Source organism: Lacisediminihabitans sp. (assembly GCF_036404185.1).
Lineage (GTDB): Bacteria > Actinomycetota > Actinomycetes > Actinomycetales > Microbacteriaceae > Lacisediminihabitans.
In genome coordinates this window covers 1-19,460 of the sequence record NZ_DASWPB010000005.1, presented here as the reverse complement: position 1 = coordinate 19,460, position 19,460 = coordinate 1, and the positions used below count along the sequence as shown (strand labels likewise).

The 19,460-nt window shown below is 69.4% G+C and carries 23 protein-coding genes and 1 pseudogene; 2 read left to right on the top strand and 22 right to left on the bottom strand.

Features of this window, described 5'->3' with window-relative positions:
* Window positions 1–17: 17 nt before the first annotated feature.
* From VGC18_RS00310 to rpsB, 6 genes are all read right to left on the bottom strand, one after another.
* Window positions 18–569, bottom strand: coding sequence for a DivIVA domain-containing protein (locus VGC18_RS00310; RefSeq protein ID WP_331093030.1), 552 nt, complete (start codon window positions 567–569; stop codon window positions 18–20).
* Window positions 570–651: 82 nt separating this feature from the next.
* Window positions 652–1,653: a phosphatidate cytidylyltransferase gene (locus VGC18_RS00305; protein ID WP_331093028.1), complete on the bottom strand. Its 1,002-nt coding sequence runs from the start codon at window positions 1,651–1,653 to the stop codon at window positions 652–654.
* On the bottom strand, window positions 1,654–2,205 hold the full coding sequence (gene frr, locus VGC18_RS00300) for a ribosome recycling factor (protein ID WP_331093026.1): 552 nt from the start codon (window positions 2,203–2,205) through the stop codon (window positions 1,654–1,656).
* Window positions 2,206–2,251: 46 nt separating this feature from the next.
* Window positions 2,252–2,965 carry a UMP kinase gene (pyrH, locus tag VGC18_RS00295; protein WP_331093024.1) on the bottom strand — a complete coding sequence of 238 codons (714 nt, stop codon included), beginning with the start codon at window positions 2,963–2,965 and terminating at the stop codon, window positions 2,252–2,254.
* Window positions 2,966–3,075: 110 nt separating this feature from the next.
* Complete coding sequence (gene tsf / locus VGC18_RS00290) at window positions 3,076–3,903, bottom strand: translation elongation factor Ts (RefSeq protein ID WP_331093022.1); 828 nt, start codon at window positions 3,901–3,903, stop codon at window positions 3,076–3,078.
* A gap of 11 nt (window positions 3,904–3,914) precedes the next feature.
* Entirely contained in the window at window positions 3,915–4,952 is a 1,038-nt protein-coding gene (rpsB, locus tag VGC18_RS00285) for a 30S ribosomal protein S2 (protein WP_331093020.1), read from the bottom strand.
* A gap of 345 nt (window positions 4,953–5,297) precedes the next feature.
* On the opposite strand from rpsB, the gene VGC18_RS00280 reads away from it, so the two are divergent.
* Window positions 5,298–5,834, top strand: a complete 537-nt coding sequence (locus VGC18_RS00280; RefSeq protein ID WP_331093018.1) for a M23 family metallopeptidase — start codon at window positions 5,298–5,300, stop codon at window positions 5,832–5,834.
* A gap of 12 nt (window positions 5,835–5,846) precedes the next feature.
* Here VGC18_RS00280 and VGC18_RS00275 read toward each other — a convergent pair whose 3' ends face one another.
* The 14 genes from VGC18_RS00275 to rplS form a co-directional block, all read right to left on the bottom strand.
* A complete protein-coding gene (locus VGC18_RS00275) occupies window positions 5,847–6,197 on the bottom strand; it encodes a three-helix bundle dimerization domain-containing protein (protein WP_331093016.1) in 351 nt (116 codons plus the stop codon).
* 17 nt (window positions 6,198–6,214) lie between these two features.
* Window positions 6,215–6,760 (bottom strand): flavodoxin family protein, encoded by a 546-nt coding sequence (locus VGC18_RS00270; protein ID WP_331093014.1) that lies wholly within the window; start codon window positions 6,758–6,760, stop codon window positions 6,215–6,217.
* Window positions 6,761–6,878: 118 nt separating this feature from the next.
* Window positions 6,879–7,790, bottom strand: coding sequence for a tyrosine recombinase XerC (locus tag VGC18_RS00265; protein WP_331093011.1), 912 nt, complete (start codon window positions 7,788–7,790; stop codon window positions 6,879–6,881).
* Between the two features lie 86 nt (window positions 7,791–7,876).
* Window positions 7,877–8,818: a phosphodiesterase gene (locus VGC18_RS00260; RefSeq protein WP_331093009.1), complete on the bottom strand. Its 942-nt coding sequence runs from the start codon at window positions 8,816–8,818 to the stop codon at window positions 7,877–7,879.
* A 30-nt stretch (window positions 8,819–8,848) separates the two neighbouring features.
* Window positions 8,849–10,099, bottom strand: coding sequence for a DNA-processing protein DprA (dprA, locus tag VGC18_RS00255; RefSeq protein ID WP_331093006.1), 1,251 nt, complete (start codon window positions 10,097–10,099; stop codon window positions 8,849–8,851).
* Window positions 10,096–11,631, bottom strand: coding sequence for a YifB family Mg chelatase-like AAA ATPase (locus VGC18_RS00250; protein WP_331093004.1), 1,536 nt, complete (start codon window positions 11,629–11,631; stop codon window positions 10,096–10,098). The genes dprA and VGC18_RS00250 overlap by 4 nt, the downstream gene beginning before the upstream one ends.
* The gene (locus VGC18_RS00245) at window positions 11,631–11,987 is read right to left on the bottom strand and encodes a YraN family protein (protein WP_331093002.1); all 357 of its coding nucleotides are present in this window, start codon (window positions 11,985–11,987) and stop codon (window positions 11,631–11,633) included. Before VGC18_RS00245 ends, VGC18_RS00250 begins: the two co-directional genes overlap by 1 nt.
* Before the next feature lie 211 nt (window positions 11,988–12,198).
* A complete protein-coding gene (locus VGC18_RS00240) occupies window positions 12,199–12,330 on the bottom strand; it encodes a hypothetical protein (protein WP_331093000.1) in 132 nt (43 codons plus the stop codon).
* Between the two features lie 91 nt (window positions 12,331–12,421).
* Entirely contained in the window at window positions 12,422–13,030 is a 609-nt protein-coding gene (locus tag VGC18_RS00235) for a fluoride efflux transporter FluC (RefSeq protein ID WP_331092998.1), read from the bottom strand.
* Window positions 13,031–13,189: 159 nt separating this feature from the next.
* Window positions 13,190–15,217: a prolyl oligopeptidase family serine peptidase gene (locus tag VGC18_RS00230; RefSeq protein WP_331092995.1), complete on the bottom strand. Its 2,028-nt coding sequence runs from the start codon at window positions 15,215–15,217 to the stop codon at window positions 13,190–13,192.
* Window positions 15,218–15,244: 27 nt separating this feature from the next.
* A complete protein-coding gene (locus VGC18_RS00225) occupies window positions 15,245–15,568 on the bottom strand; it encodes a DUF2469 family protein (protein ID WP_097061390.1) in 324 nt (107 codons plus the stop codon).
* A gap of 12 nt (window positions 15,569–15,580) precedes the next feature.
* On the bottom strand, window positions 15,581–16,240 hold the full coding sequence (locus VGC18_RS00220) for a ribonuclease HII (RefSeq protein ID WP_331092989.1): 660 nt from the start codon (window positions 16,238–16,240) through the stop codon (window positions 15,581–15,583).
* A gap of 1 nt (window position 16,241) precedes the next feature.
* On the bottom strand, window positions 16,242–17,006 hold the full coding sequence (lepB, locus tag VGC18_RS00215) for a signal peptidase I (RefSeq protein ID WP_331092987.1): 765 nt from the start codon (window positions 17,004–17,006) through the stop codon (window positions 16,242–16,244).
* Window positions 17,007–17,075: 69 nt separating this feature from the next.
* Window positions 17,076–17,426, bottom strand: a complete 351-nt coding sequence (gene rplS / locus VGC18_RS00210) for a 50S ribosomal protein L19 (RefSeq protein WP_331092985.1) — start codon at window positions 17,424–17,426, stop codon at window positions 17,076–17,078.
* A gap of 205 nt (window positions 17,427–17,631) precedes the next feature.
* On the opposite strand from rplS, the gene map reads away from it, so the two are divergent.
* The gene (map, locus tag VGC18_RS00205) at window positions 17,632–18,396 is read left to right on the top strand and encodes a type I methionyl aminopeptidase (RefSeq protein ID WP_331092983.1); all 765 of its coding nucleotides are present in this window, start codon (window positions 17,632–17,634) and stop codon (window positions 18,394–18,396) included.
* Window positions 18,397–18,439: 43 nt separating this feature from the next.
* On the opposite strand, the gene trmD is transcribed toward map, so the two are convergent.
* The gene (trmD, locus tag VGC18_RS00200; RefSeq protein ID WP_331092981.1) at window positions 18,440–19,153 is read right to left on the bottom strand and encodes a tRNA (guanosine(37)-N1)-methyltransferase TrmD; all 714 of its coding nucleotides are present in this window, start codon (window positions 19,151–19,153) and stop codon (window positions 18,440–18,442) included.
* 160 nt (window positions 19,154–19,313) lie between these two features.
* Window positions 19,314–19,460 (bottom strand): annotated as a pseudogene (locus VGC18_RS00195) (ribosome maturation factor RimM); the annotation flags it as partial.

Sequence of the window (19,460 nt, the reverse complement as noted above, 5' to 3'; positions counted from 1 at the left end):
GTCCGCCGGTACGAAACTCAGCGGACCGCCAGCATCACGTTGACGACGGCGTCGAGCAGCAGGTCCACCTGCGCCTCGCGATAGCCGCCCTTCTGGGGCCGGAACGCCGCCGTGCGCACCTCTTCCACGCTCATCGGCTTGCCGTCCTGGAAGTACCTGACCAACCGGTTCCCGAGCGCGTCGACGTCCTTCCGGCGATACCCGTTGCTGAGGAAGCTCACCCGGTCGAAGCGGTGGCCCTCCGGCCTGGCGAGACGGTCGAGCACCTCCTGGGCGATGCCGCGGGCCTCCGTGTACCAGGCCTCGTCGCCCCGCTGCTGGATGGCGCGCTCGCGCTCGCGACTGGCGAAGGCATCCTCGAGGCGCTCGAGGGCCGCGTCGACGTGCACGGCGGAATAACCGCCCTTCTGCATGTCGAAGGCCATCTGACGGATGCTCGCCGCGGTGACCACCGTCGGCTCGGACGGCTCCGCGGTGTACGCGCGTCGCGCGTCCTCGAGGAAGTCTTCGACCTGCTCGACGCTGTACCCTCTGCGCGAGTTGCGGGTGCGGGGAAACGTTGTGCTCACGCGTCTATTGTGACGCCTCGGGCGCGCGAGCGACAATCCGGGCGCCCCTGGGGGCCGCCCATCGGGAACCCCGGGCGACCGATCAGGTGAAGAGCAGGAAGAGGATGTACGCGGCCGCCGCGCTCGGCAGGGTCGAATCGAGCCGGTCGAGGAAGCCGCCGTGACCGGGGAGCCAGGTGCTGATGTCCTTGATGCCGAGGTCGCGTTTGATCAGCGACTCGGTCAGATCTCCGATCGTCGCCGTGAAGACGATGACCGCGGCGAAGACGAGGCCGAACCACCACGGCTCTTCCAGCATGAAGATCGACAGGAGCACGCCGGCGATGAGCGCGGCGGCCACGGAGCCGGCGAAGCCCTCCCAGGTCTTCTTGGGGCTGATCCTGGGCGCCATCGGATGCTTGCCGAAGGACAGCCCGGTCGCATACGCCCCCGTGTCGACGGAGATCACGAGCACGAGGAAGGCGAGCGTCCACCACTGGCCGCCGTTCTGGGCGGTGAGGACGACGGCGAAGCTCGCGAGGAACGAGACGTAGACCATGACGAAGGCGCCCGCGGCGATGTCGGCCCACAACCGGCGGGCATCGACGCGATGGGAGGGCCTGCCGAGCTCGGCGACCCGCCACAGGGTGACGAAGAGGATGCCGGCGAGGATCGCGATCCACTGGCCCTCGTCCCCGAAGTAGAAGGAGGCGGGGATGGCCGCCAGCGCGGCCACGACGGTCGGCCACCGGGGGACGTCGCGACCGCCGAAGCGCAGCGCGCTGGCCAGCTCGAAGGAGGTGAAGCCGATGAGCAGGCCGGCGAACACCATGAACAGCGCCTTGACGAACACCAGGCTGAGCACGAGCGTGACGCCGAGGCCGACGCCGATGAGGATGGCCAGCGGCAGGTTGCGCCCGGTGCGTTCCACGATGCGGACGCTCGTGGCGTCGAGCTGCGCCCGCGTCGCGGCCACCTGCGCCTTGAAGTCGACCTCGAGCGCGTGTGCCCTCGCCTCGATCTCTCCGCGCTTGAAGAGTCCGCGTCGCCGGGGCGGTGTCGGAGGGGTCACGGCCGGAGGAAGACCGTCGGGAGCATCAGACATCTAGACCTCGAGAAGCTCGGCTTCTTTCTTCTTCAACGCGTCATCGATGGCATCGATGTTGGTCCGGGTGACGGCCTCCAGCTCCTTCTCGGCGCGGGCGATCTCGTCGTCGCCCACCTCCTTGAGGGCATCCAGATCGTCCTTCGCCTTGCGACGGATGTTGCGGATCGACACCTTGGCGTCCTCGCCCTTGGCCCTGACGATCTTCACGAACTCCCTGCGGCGTTCCTCGGTCAGCTCCGGCAGGGTCGCCCGGACGATCGTGCCGTCGTTGCCGACGTTGGCACCGAGGTTCGGCGCGTTCACGATCGCCCGCTCGATCTCTTTCAGCGCGCCCTTGTCGTAGGGGGTGATGACGAGGGTGCGGGCCTCCGGGTTGTTCATGCCGGCGAGCTGCCCGAGCGGGGTGGGCGTTCCGTAGTAGTCGACCAGGATCTTCTGGAACAGGGCGGGGTTGGCGCGACCGGTGCGCACGGTGGCGAAGTCCTCTTTCGCGGCGTCGACGGACTTGTGCATCTTGTCTTTGGCCTCGGCCAGGACATCGGAAATCACGGGGGTCTCCTCGTAGGGGAATGGAACTAGCCGCAAGTTTACCGAGTCAGTTCGAGACCTGCGTGCCGATGCTCTCCCCGCGGATCGCGGCCGTGACGTTTCCGCCCGGTTCCATGCCGAAGACGACCATCGGCATCCCGTTGTCCATGCACAGGCTGAAGGCCGTGGAGTCGACGACCTTGAGGCCCTTCACGAGCGCCTCCTGGTAGGTCACGTGGTCGAGCTTCGAGGCATCCGAGTTGGTGCGCGGGTCGGCGTCGTAGACGCCGTCCACGCCGTTCTTGGCCAGCAGCACCACGTCGGCGCCGATCTCCAGGGCCCGCTGGGCCGCGACCGTGTCGGTGGAGAAATACGGCAGGCCGGCGCCGGCGCCGAAGATGACGACCCTGCCCTTCTCGAGGTGACGCTCCGCGCGCCGCGGGATGTACGGCTCGGCGACCTGGGTCATCGAGATGGCCGACTGCACCCGGGTCGCCGCTCCCGCCTGCTCGAGGAAGTCCTGGAGGGCGAGGGCGTTCATCACCGTCCCGAGCATGCCCATGTAGTCCGCGCGACCACGGTCCATGCCGCGCTGGGAGAGCTCCGCGCCGCGGAAGAAATTGCCTCCGCCGACGACGATCGCGATCTCGACGTCCTTCGCGGCCAGGGCGATCTCCTTGGCGAGGGAGCTGACCACATCGGGGTTGACCCCGAGCGCACCCCCGCCGAACGCCTCACCCGAGAGTTTCAGCAGAACCCGTCTCTTGCGCGTGTCCGTCATGCTCTCTCCTTTGAATCGTGGCTCGTTACAGGGTATCGGTGGCCGGCTGTCGCCCGGCAGAAAAAAGGGCTCGAACCGCGAAAGCGATTCGAGCCCATGGTCGGCACCGGTCAGGCGCCGACCTTGAATCGAGCGAAGTCGGTGACCGTCAATCCGGCATCCGACAGCACCTTGGAGACGGACAGCTTGTTGTCCCTGGCGTAGTCCTGATCGCCGAGCACAACCTGCTTGAAGAAGGCGTTCACGCGTCCCTCGATGATCTTGGGAAGCGCGGCCTCCGGCTTGCCCTCACCACGGCTGATCTCCTCGACGATGCGGCGCTCGTTGTCGACGACGTCGGCGGGGACCTGGTCGCGGCTGAGGTACTGGGGGTCGGCGAAGGAGATGTGCTGCGCGATGCTGCGAGCCGTCTCCGCGTCGTCACCCGAGTATCCGACCACAACGCCGACCTGCGGGGGCAGGTCCTTGTTGGTCTTGTGGAGGTAGACAGCGAACTTCTCGCCGGTCACCAGGGCGACACGACGCAGCTCGAGCTTCTCGCCGAGGATCGCCGCCTCGTCGCCGATGAGCTCGGCGACCGTCTGGTCGCCGGCCTTCGCCGCGAGGCCCTCCTCGGCGTTCTTCGCACCCGCGGCGGCCACGGCGTCGAGCACCCTGTCACCGAGGGCGATGAACTTCGCGCTCTTGGCCACGAAGTCCGTCTCGCTGGCGAGCTCGATGAGCGTCGTCGTCGACCCGTTCTCCTTGGCCGCGATGAGGCCCTCGCTCGTGGAGCGGTCGCTCCGCTTCGCGTTGCTCTTCGCTCCGCGCAGGCGCAGCAGCTCGGTGGCCTTCTCGAGGTCTCCCCCGGCCTCCACGAGAGCGTTCTTGGTCTCCACCATGCCGGTGCCGAGGCGCTCGCGCAGGGTCTTGAGGTCTTCCAGGCTGAAATCTGCCATCGTACGGTTCCTTACTTGGTCTCTGCGGCGGCCGGCGCTGCCGGCTTCTTCTCGTCTGCGGTGGCCTCGGCCTCGAGCTTGGCCTCGGCCGACGCGTCGGACTCGACGTGGTGCTCCGGGACGATGGTCGCGTCGGCGGTCGCCTCGTGCTCGGCGACGACGGCATCCGCGTCGTTCTCGGCGACGGGCTCCTCGGCGGCGACGACCTCGGCAACGGCCGCGGCGTCCGGCTGGGCGGACTCGACGAGGCCGTCGACGGCCTCGATCTTCTCCGCCTCGGTGGACGGCGTCTCCGACGCGGCGAGCAGTTCGGCCTCCCACGCGGCCAGCGGCTCGACGGCATCACCCTCTGCGGGCTTCTGGTGACGCTGGATGAGACCCTCGGCCGCGGCATCCGCGATGATCCGGGTCAGCAGTCCGACGGAGCGGATCGCGTCGTCGTTGCCGGGGATCGGGTACTGGACCTCGTCGGGGTCGCAGTTGGTGTCGAGGATCGCGATGACCGGGATGCCGAGCTTGTGCGCCTCGTCGATGGCGAGGTGCTCCTTCTTGGTGTCGACGATCCAGATCGCCGACGGGGTCTTGGTGAGGTTGCGGATTCCGCCGAGGGAGCGCTGCAGCTTGACCAGCTCGCGGCGCTGGATGAGCAGCTCCTTCTTGGTGTAGCCGCGCGTGGTGTCGTCGAAGTCGATCTCCTCGAGCTCCTTCATGCGGGCGAGACGCTTGGAGACCGTCTGGAAGTTGGTGAGCAGGCCACCGAGCCAGCGCTGGTTGACAAACGGCTGGCCGACGCGCTGCGCCTGCTCGGCGATGGAGCCCTGGGCCTGCTTCTTGGTGCCGACGAAGAGGATGGTGCCGCCGTGGGCGACCGTCTCCTTGACGTAGTCGTAGGTCTTGTCGATGTACTGCAGCGACTGCTGCAGGTCGATGATGTGGCTGCCGCTGCGCTCGGTCAGGATGAATCGCTTCATCTTGGGGTTCCAGCGACGCGTCTGGTGTCCGAAGTGAACGCCGCTGTCGAGCAGCTGGCGGATGGTAACAACGGCCATGGCCGATCCTTGTCCGCGTCGTGATCGTCGTGCCTCCTCGGCACAACACGGCACAACGCTGTTTCAGTTTGTTATGACCGCCGGTCGGCGGCCAATCCTGGTGCCCGGCGCGCATCCGCCTCGTCTCACCTGCGTGAGGACAAGGACTGAGTGGATGCGGTGGCGTGATGTCCCGCCGATCAGGGCGAGAACTGGGCACGCGTAGTCACCCCGCAGAGCGGAGTGCTCCGAAAAGTGTAGCATCACCCGTCCGGTTCCACTCCTCCACCGATCGGTCGCCCGCGGGCCGTCCCCGGTCGCGGTCTCCACGCCCCGGGAGGGGATTGCCGCTGCCATCCTGATCGGGTGTTGTCCCCGCTCGCGGCCGTCCGGCCGACCCGGCTCGGTGGCCCGGCGATCCTGCTCGTCGGGCTCCTGGTGGCGCTCTCCCCCGCCCCGGTTCCCGCGGCTGCCGCGGCGGGGACGACCGTGAGCTGGGCCTGGCCGATCGACCCGCCGCATCCCATCGCCCGGCCGTTCGTCGCGCCGCCGACCCCCTATGCGGCCGGCCACCGGGGGATCGACATCGACGCGGGGGTCGGCGCCTCCGTTCGGGCGCCCGCAGACGGGGTGGTCTATTTCGCCGGGGTCGTCGTCGACCGGCCGGTGCTGTCGATCCGGCACGCGGACGGGCTGCTCTCCAGCTACGAGCCCGTGGAGACGTCCCTCGGGGAGGGGACCGAGGTGCGCCGCGGTGAGGTCATCGGCACCGTGCGGCCCGGGCATTGCCCCGAGGGATGTCTGCATTTCGGGGTGCGGCTGAACGGACAGTACGTCTCGCCGCTCAACTACCTGGGCGGGATCCCCCGCTCGGTGCTGCTGCCGACGAGGCGGGGGCCGTGAGACGCGCGGGCCTCACGCCGGAGCGGGGCCCCCCGGATCGGGCTCAGCCGGATCGGGCTCAGCCGGATCGGGCTCGCCCCCACGATCTCCGCCAGCACGGTCTCCCCTGGCACGATCTCCTCCGGCACGGCCTCCCCCGGCACGATCTCCCCTGGCACGGTCTCCCCTGGCCTCGAGCCGGAGCCGGCCGATCGCGCCGTGCTCGATGAGGTTCGGCAGGTAGAGGCGGATGGGAGAGTCCATGAGGGGCCGATACTCGTCGTCGACGATCGTGAGAATGTGATCCCGGGATGCGCGCGGGAATCGCATCGCCAGGCGGTCGACCACCCGCGCGGCGACCCGGTCATCCAGCGGTGGGGTCACGGTCTAAGACTACGCGGCTAGTGTCCGCCCGCGACGACCACCGCGTCCGATGCGGCGATGCCGAGCTCGCGGCCCCACACCAGCGCGCGATCCAGCTGTTCCGAGTCGACGGAACCGTTTCCCGCCAGGGTGAAGCTCGCCCCCTCGACGATCGGCCTGCCGCCGAGGCCCCGAAGAACATGCTCGATCTTCGCCGACGCGGCACCGGACAGCACGCGGGGTACGCCCATCCGCGTGTCGAATGCGGCGACGAGCGGAGGAACCGTCGTGAGCTCCTTCAACCAGGTCCTCACGCCGATCCCCGGCGCCTGCGGTTCGAGCGTGAGGCCCTTGGCGGGATCCCCGGCCTGGGCCACCGCACCGGCCCTCGTCCGATCGCTCGACATGCCGTGGACATGGGTCGGTCCGCCGACCACCAGGAGATCGATGTTGCCGGGGATCCCGGCGACCTCGTTGACGTTGACCACGGTCACCGTGGCCCGTTCCGACAATCCCTTTGCCACTGCCTCGGCGATGCTCCGCGTGTTACCGAACATCGATTCGTAGACGACGACGGCCTTCATGGCACTGACTCCCTCGACTCTGACGGTTTCGTGGCTACAGCCTGTGTCTGGGCTCGATGGCCGACTAGGGCCGAAAGTCCCATTGTCAGTCCCCATTGTCGAGGAAACCTGCCGAGTCCTACGCCCGGGGATGCGCCGCCCGGTAGCTCTCCTTGAGGCGCTCCGTGGAGACGTGGGTGTAGATCTGCGTGGTGCCGAGGCTCGCGTGGCCGAGCATCTCCTGGACGGCGCGCAGATCGGCGCCGCCGTCGAGCAGGTGGGTCGCCGCGGTGTGCCTGAGGGTGTGCGGTCCGGCGGGGCCGCTGCCGGGCAGGTCGGCGAGCAGCCCAGAGATCAGTCGGTAGACGGCGCGCGTTCCCAGCCTGGCTCCCCTCCGGCTGAGGAAGAACGCGTTCGTGACCTCGGTCGCCCGCTCGAGCAGCGCGGGACGGCCCGCCTCGAGGTAGCGGACGATCGCCTTCTGCGCCGGGACCCCGAACGGCACGACCCGCTCCTTCGATCCCTTCCCGAGCACGCGGACGGTGAGGCGACCGAGATCCAGGCTCGCGAGGTCGAGACCGGTCACCTCGCTGACCCGCAGCGCGGAGGCGTAGAGCAGCTCGACGATGGCGAGGTCGCGGAGGCCCTCCGGGTCCCCCGCCTCGGCCCGCGCCGCCAGCCCCGCGAGGATGTCCTCGATCTGTGCCCGCGTGAGCACGCGCGGGAGGTGCTGATCCGGCCGCGGCGCCTTGAGCCGTACACCGGCATCGGCCACCGCGGAGCCGGTCCTCGCCAGCCACGAGGTCAGGCCGCGGGCGGCCGCGGACCGGCGGGCAAGGGTCGATTTCGCCAGTCCCGCCTGCGAGCTCTTCCAGAGCCAGTCGCGCAGCAGGTCGAGGGAGAGCTCGTCCGTGACGGTCAGCCCCCGATCGCCGGCGAAATCGACGAGCTGACCGAGATCGGAGCGATAGGCGCGCACGGTGTGCTCGCTGAAGCCACGCTCCGCGGCGAGATGCGCCGCGAAATCGTCCACCGCCCTGTCGAGTCGCACGGTCCCATACTCCCCCGGCGGACGACGAACCGCGGGCATGCCGCTGGCGCGTCCGCGCCCGGCGGTCCTCTCGACTCCCGCGATCCTCAGTCCTCCCCGTCGCCCTCCACCTCGGCGACCGTCGTGGTCGAGGCCTTGCTCGAGAAGACCTCCAGCCGCCGCTCCGCGGTCATCTCGGAGAGCCGTTCGACGAAGCGCCGACCGAACCCGCTCACCTCCGGGAATCCGCCGATGGGCACGACAGAGTGCACCACCTGATCGGCATAGACGTGGACCAGATTGAACGCCTGCGAGCCCTCGACTCCCGACAGCGTATGGACTGGTGCGGCGAGGTCCATCGTGTAGCAGGTGGCCGCGGCGACGGAGACGGGGATCCCCGCGAACAGGCTGTGGGTGGTGTAGTGGAGGTGGCCAGCGAGGATGCCGCGGACGTCGGTCCCCCTGACGACCTCCGCGAGACCGTCCTGACCGCGCAGCTCGAGCAGGGCCATGAGGTCGAGGGGCGTCGGGATCGGCGGATGGTGCATCGCGAGCAGAGTCCCCTGGGGCGCAGGGGTCGACAGTTCGTCGGCCAGCCAGTCGAGCTGGTCGCGTGTCAGGTCGCCATGATGGTAACCGGGGACGGTGCTGTCGAGGGCGACGATGCGCAGGCCGTTGATGTCGTAGACCCTGTCCTGCGTGGGCGCCGGATCCTGACCCGCCTCATCGAAAAGCTCTGTCTGGAACTGGAGCCGCTCGTCGTGATTGCCCATCACCCAGACGATGCGGGCGCCCATCCGCGCGGCCGCCGGCTCGACGATGGCGCGCAGCCGCCGGTACGCGCCCGGCTCGCCGAGGTCGGCCAGGTCGCCGGTGAAGACGATCGCCTCCGGACGGGCGCCGGAGTGCTCGAGCCTTGCCATCGCCTCGACCAGGTTGTGCCCGGTCGCCACCGCGCCGTAGAGCGGCCGGTCCCCGGCCAGGAGGTGGGTGTCGCTGATGTGGGCGATGACGTGCGCTGGAGCCGGATGCCTGCCGAAGGGGATCACGGAACCACCCTAATTCTTGCGGCCGACGTTTCATCCGGACTTCTTGACCCATCCCCGATCGCGGTCGATCGCTCCTCCCTCCAACTCCAGCAGGCCGAGCACGGACTGCACCTCCGCGACGGAGAGCCCCGCCCTACTCGCCACGTCGGCCGCGGAACGCGGTGCCCGCGAACTCAGGGCGTCCAGCACGCGGATCCGCTCCGGCGTCGTGGCCGAGCGAGCCCCCGGCGGGGCGCCAGGCCCCTCCGGCTCGATCCCGTCCGGCGCGATCTCCTCCGGGTCAAGGGGTGCGAGCTCGGCCATCTCGTCGGCGTTGGTGACGCAGACGGCAGTGAAGTCGCGAATGAGCCGATGACAGCCGACGGAGGCCGCGCTCGTGACCGGTCCGGGAACCGCGCCGAGCGCCCGGCCGAGGCTCGCCGCGTGGCCGGCGGTGTTGAGCGAACCGGAACGACTGCCCGCCTCGATCACGACGGTGGCCCGGCTCGCGGCGGCGATGAGCCGGTTGCGCTGCAGGAAGCGCCATCGGGTCGGCGGGAAGCCGCAGGGCAGTTCGGAGAGCACCGCCCCGTTCGCCACGATCGTGCCGAGGAGGCCCTCGTGACCGCTCGGATAAAAGCGATCCACTCCGCCGGCGAGGAAGGCTACGGTCTGGCCGGAACTGGCCAGCGCGGCTCGATGCGCCATCCCGTCGATCCCGTATGCGGCGCCGGACACGATCGTGTAGCCGCGGTCGACGAGTCCCGCGGAGGCCTCGGCGGTGACGTGTTCCCCGTATCCGGTGGCCGCGCGTGCTCCGACGAGCGCGATCGAACGGTCCAGGGTCGCGAGGGTGGACCGATTGCCCCGCAGCCAGAGGGCGGACGGAGCGTGCGGTCCGAGATCGGCCATCCCGTCCGGCCAGTCACGGTCGCCGGGAACGAGCAGCCGCACGGAGAATCCCGCCGCCTGACGCAGGGCGTTCACGGCGGAGGAGGAGACCAGCCTGGGCTTCCACCTCGCCATCGCGAGATCGAGCTCGCGCCGGGTGACGGTCTCACCACCGTCCGCCAGCGCGGCGACCAGCCGATCGCTGGTCCACTGTTCGACCACGGCGGTGAGCGCGCCGGGGGCGCCGAGCACGGAGATCAGCTCTCCGGCCGTCCGATCCCCCGGCTCCGCGATCCCGGTCCAGGTCGCCCTGGCGAACAGTTCCTCCACCCGATCGGGGTCGACGTCGGCGGAGGTGACCGCCTGGACGAGCGATGTCACCTGGGCCTCGTCGAGACCGAAATAGCTCATGACAGCGCCCTTCTCAGATACAGCGCCCGGCCGAGATGGTCGGCGGTGGGCCGGGACGCGCCGGCGAGGTCCGCAATCGTCCAGCCGAGGCGCAGCACCCGGTCGTAGCCGCGCATGGTGAGACCGCCGCGCTCGAGAGCACGGTCGATCGCGACCGTCGTCGTCGCCCCCAACCGCGCCGTCGTCCCCCGCAGCCAGGCGCCGGGCACCTCGGAGTTGAGCCGCCAGGGTGTCGCCGACAGCCGATCGGCCGCGACACCCCTGGCCGCCTCGACCCGCCGCCTGGCCTCGAGGGTCGTCATCCGGGGCCTCTCCTCCGCCAGCCGCAGCCGCGCGGCCGTCACCCTGGCCACCCTCAGTTGGATGTCGATGCGATCGAGCAGGGGGCCGGACAGCCGCCCGAGGTAACGACGGCGCGTCTGCGGCGGACAGACGCAGTCGGAGTCCTGCGCCCCGTACTGCCCGCACGGGCAGGGATTCGCGGCCAGCACGAGTTGGAATCTCGCCGGATAGTGGGCGACGGCTCCCGCGCGATGGATGCTGATGCGCCCCGATTCCAGCGGCTGCCGAAGGGCGTCGAGGGCCGCCGGCTGGAACTCCGGCGCCTCGTCGAGGAACAGGATCCCGTGGGACGCCCGCGCCGCGGCCCCCGGGCGGATCGTCGCGCTGCCGCCCCCGACCAGCGAGACCGCGCTGGCCGTGTGGTGCGGGGACTCCAACGGAGGACGGGTGGCGAGCGAGGACCCGACGGGCAGCCCCGCCAGCGATCGGATGGAGCTCACCTCCAGGGCGGCCTGCGGATCGAGGTCGGGCAGCAGCCCGGGAAGCCGCGCCGCCAGCATCGTCTTGCCGGCGCCCGGCGGCCCGAGGAAGAACATGTGATGACCGCCGGCCGCGGCCACCAGCATCGCCTCGATCGCGTCATCGTTGCCGACGACGTCGGCGAGGTCGACCAGGCTCTCCGCGGGTGTGTCCTCCGGCTCCGGGACTCCGACCGGATCGACCGGGATCGGATCGAACCGGCCGCCGTGCCAGATGGCCGCCTCCCGCAGCGAGGCGACGCCGACGACCCTGATCCCGGGGACGAGAGTCGCCTCGTCGCCGTTGGCCGCGGGCACCATGACGGTGGAGGCCCCCGCACGGCTGGCGGCGAGCACGGCGGGGAGGATGCCAGCCACCGGACGAAGTCGCCCGTCCAGCCCCAGCTCCCCCAGATGCACCACGCCGGCAACCGATTCGGCATCGACGGTTCCGGCGGCGGCGAGGGCGGCCATGGCGATCGCGAGGTCGAAGCCGGATCCGTGTTTCGGCAGGGAGGCGGGAGACAGGTTGACGGTGATCTTGCGGGTCGGCAGCCCGCATCCCGAGTTCGTCGCCGCCGCCCGCACCCGGTCCCTGGCCTCGCCGAGGGCCGTGTCCGGCAGCCCGATGAGCACGAAGGCGGGCAGGTTGCTCGAGATGTCCGCCTCGACCTCGACGACCGTGCCGCTGAGCCCCAGCAGCGCGACGGCGGAGGTGCGGCCGATGGGCATCAGAACACCCTCCGCAGGTGCTCGATCGTCGGCGCTCCCACCGAGGGGGCGATGACGGCGATCGCGTCGATGCGGATCCGGTCGTGGTCGCCGGGATGCGCCTGGCACCATGCGGCGGCCAGGCGTCTCAGCCGGGCGAGCTTGGGGACGGTGATCGCCTCGAGCGGATGCCCGAAGGCGAGACTCGTCCGGGTCTTGACCTCGACGAAGACCGTCTCGTCGCCGTCGACACCGACGACGTCGATCTCACCCTGGCCGCACCGCCAGTTGCGGTCGATGACCCGGAAGCCTCTCTCCACCAGGAAGTCGCAGGCGATCTCCTCACCCCGTCGCCCCAGCACGTCCTTCGCAGCCATGTCCACCTCCGGATACGAGGATGGCCCGGCGCCGCGGCCGATCGTCGAGCCGCCCGACGAATCGTGTACCGATCCCCGCGGATGACGCTGGGGAGGAGAGGCGAGGGGGAAGCTTCCATCTAGGGAGAAGCTTCCCCCTCTCGCTCACGGTCCAGGCGTGGACGCACCTGTGATAACCGGGAGCGGCCTGGGTGGTCGAGCATCCGTGCCGTCATGGCAGGGATCCGATCCACAGTCCGAGGAGAGCGGCAAGCACGACAGTGATCAGCATTCCGAGGCCATTGACCAGTCCGGCGACGTACTCGCCCTCACGAACGAGTCGAACCGTCTCGAAGCTGGCCATGCTGGCCGATCTCTGATGATTCCGTCGAGGAGAAGTCGCAATGCTGCTCCCAGGCCACCGCCGACCGAGAGCAGGACGAAAATGAGCGGGCTCACCGCGCCTGCCCCGCGTCCGCCAGGGATGCCGTGCGGCGGCGATGGACAGAGGCGGATGCCACGATGCCGAAAAGGGTGGCCACCGCACCGAGGACAACCGTGGCCACTCCGTAGGCGACAGCCGACGGCGTCCGACCGGCGCTCAGCAACTGCCCGACCGTGGTCGCCAGTGCGCTGTAGGTGGTGAAACCGCCCAGGAAACCGGTGCCGAGAAGAAGACGAAGCGTGCGACGGATGCCCTCGTCGGCCCCCAGCCTCGCCAGCGCCTCGAGAAGGGCGCCCAGGGCGAACGCGCCGACGACGTTGATGATGAGGGTGCCGACCGGCAGCCCGAGAATCGGCGGAATGGCGAGGCTCAGCGCTTCGCGGCCGGCCGTGCCGACGGCGCCTCCCAGGGCCACGATGGCGAGGTAGCGCCTCCGGAGATGTATGGGACGAGGACGTCCGAGCGGGGTCTCGCCGACATCGAGGTCGCTGTCGACGGGCAGTTCGGCGACGACCTCCGCGGGTTCCCCGGGGCCACCCCGACGATCCGCCGTGGGGACGTCGAAGGAATCGCGGTCGTCGAGGGCTCTGTCACCACTGGGTCTCCTATCTCCGGGCACACGACGGTGCAGAGATAGGGACTGTTGTCGACCAGATGTCGAGGTTGGTTACGGCGAGCCCCACCGCCGTAGCACTTTCGTGCCGCACCAAGTCAACCAGAAAATCCCTCGGAGCGCAGCCCCCGCTTGAGAGAAACGAACCGTCCGCGACGAGGGGGCTCAGCCGAGCCGTCTCCACAGGAACTCGTACATGAGCGCGAACAGCCTGGCGCTGTGCCGGTTGTCCACCGCGCCGCCGTGACCGCCGTCCGCGTTCTCGTAGTACAGCACGTCCGGTACGCCCATCGCCTGCATCCTGGCCGCCATCTTGCGGGCCTGCACCGGCCCGACCCGATCGTCGCTCGTCGCCGCGTAGAAGAGCACCGGCGGGTAGTGCACCCCCTCGCGCAACAGGTGATACGGCGAGAATCCGCGGATGAAGTCCCACTCGTCCGGGTCGTCGGGATCACCGTATTCCGCGATCCAGGATGCACCGGCGGACAGGTGCGTGTATCGCCTCATGTCGAGTAGGGGGACGCCGCAGACGATCGCACCGAACAGCTCCGGATAGCCGGTGAGCATGTTGCCGACGAGCAGGCCGCCGTTGCTCCTGCCCTCGGCGCCGAGCCGGGCGGGGCTCGTCACCCCGCGGCTCACGAGATCGCGGGCGACGGCGGCGAAGTCCTCGTAGGCGCGCGGCCGGTTCCGTTTGAGGGCCGCCGTGTGCCAGGCGGGACCGTACTCCCCGCCGCCGCGGATGCCCGCGAGAACGAAGACCCCGCCGCGCTCGAGCCAGGCGCGCCCGATGACCCCGCTGTACTCCGGCAGGCGCGCGATCTGGAATCCGCCGTAGCCGGAGAGCAGCGTTCGGTGCGAGCCGTCGAGCACGAGCCCCCGCCGAGCGACCTGGAAGTACGGCACCCGCGTGCCGTCGTCGGAGACCGCCCAGTGCTGCTGCACCTCGAACCGCGCGGCGTCGAAGAAGGCCGCGGAGGTCTTCAGCACCTCCGGCTCCGCCTCGCCGATCACTCCGCGCAGCACCGAGGTCGGTGTTGTGAACCCGGTCGCCTGCACCCAGAACTCGTCGGACTCGTCCGGGTCGGTGTCGGCCACCCGCAGCGTGCTCAGCGCGGGGAGCCCCGTCAGGTCGCGGCGGGCCCAGCCATCCCCGGGTCTGAGCGCGACGAGACGCGAGGTCACGTCGACGAGCAGGGTCAGGATGAGGTGGTGGCGGGTCCAGCTCCAGCCCTCGAGCGCCGTGCGGGCATCCGGTCTGAACAGCACCTCGACGTCGCGCCGACCGGCGAGGAAACGATCCAGCTCGATGGCCAGGAGCGAGCCGGCTGGGTACGTGCCGCCGCCGGTCTCCCACTCGGATCGCGGCTGCACGAGCAGCCATCGTTCGTGGATCTCGACATCGGCGTCCTCTGGCGTCTCGAGACGAATCAGCCCGTCGTCGGTGAGGAGGAGGGTCCTGCTCCGGTAGAAGTCGAGGTCCTCGAAGACGAGGTCCCGTTCGAATCCGGGTGTGTGGTCGTGGACGGCGCCGACCGAGAGGTCATCGGGGCCGACCTCGTGGATGAGCTCGGCATCCGCCGGCGACTGGCCACGACGGAGCCGACGCACGGTGCGCGGATAGCTCGAGGCCGTCATCGTGCCCTCGCCGAAATCGGTGGCCACGAAGATGGTGTCCCTGTCGATCCAGGAGACGCGGCTCTTCGCTGTCGGCAGCACGAAGCCGTCGGAGGGGAAGCTCAGCGACCCGAGGTCGAACTCGCGTACGGTGACGGCGTCACCGCCGTCCGGCGACAGCGACAGCAGCGCCCGCGTGTTGTCGTGCGGCAGCAACTGGGCGCGGGAGAAGACCCACTCCGTGCCCTCCTCGGCGCCCAGCCGATCGACGTCGAGCAGCACCTCCCACGTCGTCGTCTCCGCGCGATAGCCCTCCAGGGTGGTGCGCCGCCACAGGCCGCGAGGATGCTCCCGGTCGCGCCAGAAGTTGTAGTAGAACTCGCCGTGCTTGGCCGTGAACGGAACCCGCTCCTCGGAGTCGATCACCTCGAGCAACCGTCCGGTCAGCACGTCGAGCTCCGGCGAGGACACGGCGGCGAGCGCGGCCTCGCTCTGGGCGGAGGCCCAGGCCAGGGCATCCGGCCCGTGGATGTCCTCCAGCCAGAGGTTCTCGTCGGTGGGGAGTTCTGGTGTCATGGATCCAGCCTAGGCAGGCCGGAACCGCTACTCGTCGAGCGCGAGCTCCTTCGGAAGCTCCAGCTCCTTGGCGGAGAGCTCTTCCACGTTCACGTCCTTGAAGGTGAGCACCCGCACCGACTTGACGAACCGGTCGGAGCGGTAGACGTCCCACACCCAGACGTCGTTCATGGTCAGCTCGAAGTAGAAGTCGTGCTCCGTGTCCTGCCGAACCAGCTCGACCTCGTTGGCGAGGTAGAACCGCCGCTCGGTCTCGACAACGTAGCGGAACTGGGATACGACGTCCCGGTACTCGCGGTACAGCGCCAGCTCGACCTCACGGTCGTAGTCTTCGAACTCGTCTTCGTCCATGCTCCGACGATTCTAGTTCGAATTCGCCGGGGTGGGAGCGTGCAACCAGGTATGCCGGTGCAGCGCCGTCGGCCCGAGCTCGGCGATGGCCGCGAAGTGCTCGGCGCTGCCGTATCCCTTGTTCGCGTCCCAGCGGTAACCCGGATATCCCTCGTGGGCGGCGATCATCAGGCGGTCCCTGTGCACCTTCGCGACGACGGATGCCGCGGCGACGGATGCGCAGTCGCGGTCGGCCTTGATCCTCGTCTGCAGCGGCAGCCGCGAGTCGAGGACCGGGTTCAGCCAGTCGACGTTGCCGTCGAGCAGGATGACCGAGTCCCGGATGCGCGCGCCCGCCTCGTGCAGCTCGACGAGCGCACGCCTGCCCGCCATCCCGAGCGCCCTCATGATGCCGAAGCGGTCGACTTCTTCGGCGGTGGCGAGACCGACGGCGGTGGCGAGACCCCAGCCCGCCGCGAGCGGCGCCATCTCCTCGCGGCGCTTCTCGGTCAGCAGCTTCGAATCGCGCAGGCCCGCGGGGATCGGGCCGACCGTCACGTCGACGAGGCAGAGTCCGACCGCGACCGGGCCGGCGATCGCGCCGCGACCGACCTCGTCGCATCCGATCACGTACCTCGCCCCGCCGCCGTGCAGCGCGGTCTCGACCTCGAGGGTCGGGTCGGCGACGGCCACCCTACTTCGTGCCGCTCTCGACGCCGTTGAACACGTCGGGGTAGTCGCCCAGCCAGCCCCAGTGGCTGGCGGGCCAGGTGATGACGAAGGCCCGGCCGACGACGTCGTCGACGGGGACGAAGCCCTTGCCCGGCGAGTTGTTGGTGTAGTGGTACGCCGAATCGGCCGAGTTGTCGCGGTTGTCGCCCATCACCCACAGCGAGTCCTTGGGCACCGTCACCGAGAAGTCGTCTCTGGTGGCCTTAGTGTTGCCCGGCTGGAGGGTGATGTACGGCTCGACCAGCGGGATGCCGTTGACGGTGAGCTGACCGAAGGCGTTGCAGCACGCCACCTTGTCGCCTGGCAGGCCGATGACCCGCTTGATCAGGTGATCGTTGCTGTCCGAGGCGCTTAGCCCGACGGCGGAGAGTACCCAGTCCACCGCGCCGGCGAGGCCGGCCGGACGGGGAGCGGGCGGGACGCCGTCGCCGGTGAGCCATCCGCCCGGATCCTTGAACACGACGACGTCGCCGTGCTTGAGCGGAACCATCCGGGGCACCAGCTCGTTGACGATGATCCTGTCGTTGATCTGCAGAGTGTTCTCCATGGAACCGGAGGGGATGTAGAAGGAGCGGATGAGGAAGGTCTTGATGCCGACCGAGATGATGATCGCCGCGAGGAAGATCAGGACGATGTCGCGAATGAAGATGCCGACACCGCGCTGCTTGCGGGGGCGCGTGGCCTTCTCCCCATTGTCGGTCGAGGCGACCGCACCGCTATCCGTCATTAAACCCCTGAGCTCCCCATCATTTTAGGTGATGGGGAGCTCAGGAAAAGCTGCGAGGAAACGGCGCGTCTAGTGGGCGTCGCGCTTCTCCTTGATCTTGGCCTTCTTGCCGCGGAGGTTGCGGAGGTAGTAGAGCTTCGCGCGGCGGACGTCTCCGCGGGTGACGACCTCGATGTGGTCGATGACCGGGGAGTGCACGGGGAAGGTACGCTCGACACCGACCTGGAAGCTGACCTTGCGCACGCAGAACGTCTCGCGAACGCCCTCGCCGGAGCGGCCGATGACAACACCCTGGAAGACCTGGATGCGGGAGCGCGTTCCCTCAACGATGTTGACGTGCACCTTCACGTTGTCGCCGGCGCGGAAGTCCGGGATGTCGGTGCGGAGGGATGCCGCATCGACGGCGTCGAGGATATGCATGGTCGTTCGCTCTCTGTAACCGCCACAGGTCGATCACGGTTTCGGTGAAACGTCAGAAGGAGTGGTGCTCGAATCGATGACGGTTCCCCCTGTGGCAGGACCGTGCGACAAGCACAAGGGGTAATTCTGCCACACTGCGGGCCACCGTGCCAGCCACGTCCCCGCGGCGGGGAGACAATTGGTGGAAGGGACAGGGAGTGGAGCCATGATCGAGTTGCGGACACCGGCGGAGATCGACGAGATGCGGGCGGCGGGGACATTCGTCGCGGGCGTCCTGACGGAGCTGGCCGCGGCATCCGCTGTCGGCGTCAATCTGCTCAAGCTGGATGCGATCGCGGCCGACCTCATCCGCACCGCCGGCGCGGTCAGCTGCTACGTCGACTACCACCCCTCCTTCGGCGCGATGCCCTTCGGCAAGGTGCTCTGCACCTCGGTCAACGACGCGGCCCTGCACGGGCTGCCGCACGACTACCGCCTGCGGGACGGCGACGTGATCAGCCTCGACTTCGCGGCATCCGTCGGCGGCTGGGTCGCCGACTCCGCCGTCACCGTGATCGTCGGCACCCCGCGCGACGAGGACCTGCGGATGATCGAGGTGACCGAGCGGGCGCTGGCCGCCGGCATCGCGGCCTCGAGGGTCGGGGGCAGGATGGGCGACGTCTCCGCGGCGATCGGGGCGGTCTGCCACGAGGCGGGCTTCTCGGTCAACACCGACTTCGGCGGGCACGGGGTCGGGCACACGATGCACGGCGACCCGCACGTCCCCAACGACGGCCGTCCGGGGCGGGGATTCCCCCTGCGGGCCGGGCTCGTCTTCGCGATCGAGCCGTGGCTCATGCAGACCACCGACCGCATCTTCACCGATCCGGATGGCTGGACGCTGCGCAGTTTGGACGGCTCGCGGGCCGCGCATTCCGAGCACACCATCGCGATCACGGACGACGGGCCGGTCGTGCTGACCGCCCGCTAGGGCCGGCTGCTCGGCTGTTCCGGCTGCCCGGCTCTGCCGTCTGCTACTCCGGCCGCTCCGGCGCGAGCAGGTCGGGACGCACCCGGCGCGTGCGCTCGAGCTGCTGCTCGTGGCGCCAGGCCGCGATCGCCCCGTGGTTGCCGCTGAGCAGCACGGGGGGAACCTCGAGACCGCGCCACTGCGCCGGCTTGGTGTAACTCGGGTATTCGAGCAGTCCGTCGGAGTGCGATTCCTCGACGAGGCTCTCCGGATTGCCGATGACCCCGGGAATGAGCCGGCCGACGGCCTCGATCATCGCCATGGTGGCGACCTCTCCCCCGTTGAGCACGTAGTCGCCGAGGCTGACCAGCCTGACCCTGGCGTTGGCGGCCGCGTAGTCGACGACGCGCTGATCGATGCCCTCGTACCGGCCGCATCCGAAGACCAGCTGGCGCTCGGTCGCGAGCTCCTGCGCCATCGCCTGGGTGAAGAGCTCGCCGGCTGGCGAGGGGAAGATGACCAGCGGCGGCTCGGTGTGCTGGGCCTCGCTCACGTAGAGGATGCTGTCGAGGGCGTCGCCCCACGGCTCCGGCCGCATGACCATGCCCGCTCCCCCGCCGTACGGGGTGTCGTCGACGGTGCGGTGCCGGTCGTAGGCGTAGTCGCGCAGGTCGTGCACCGCCAGGTCGATGAGGCCGTTCTGCCTGGCCCTGCCGAGGAGGGAGACGTCGAGCACCGAGAAGAACTCCGGGAAGATCGTCACGATGTCGATGCGCATCTGTCGATAGTAGGCGCTCGACCTCCGTGCGGCCCGTCGCCCGGCGCCCACCCAACACGCCATCCGCGCGGTGTTTCGTCGACCGCGCGCCGGTTTTATAGGGGCGCGCGGTCGACGAAACACCGCGACGACAAGAGAAGAGTTGCGGCTACGGCGGCGGCTACAGCTCGGGGGCGGCGGGCTCGGGCTCGTCGTCCGGGAGGTCCTCGAACAGGCCGGCGGGAGGGGTGACGGTCAGCGTGCCCGCCTGGATGTCCACGGCAGGCACGATCGCCCTCACGAACGGCACGAGCACCTCACCGGAGGG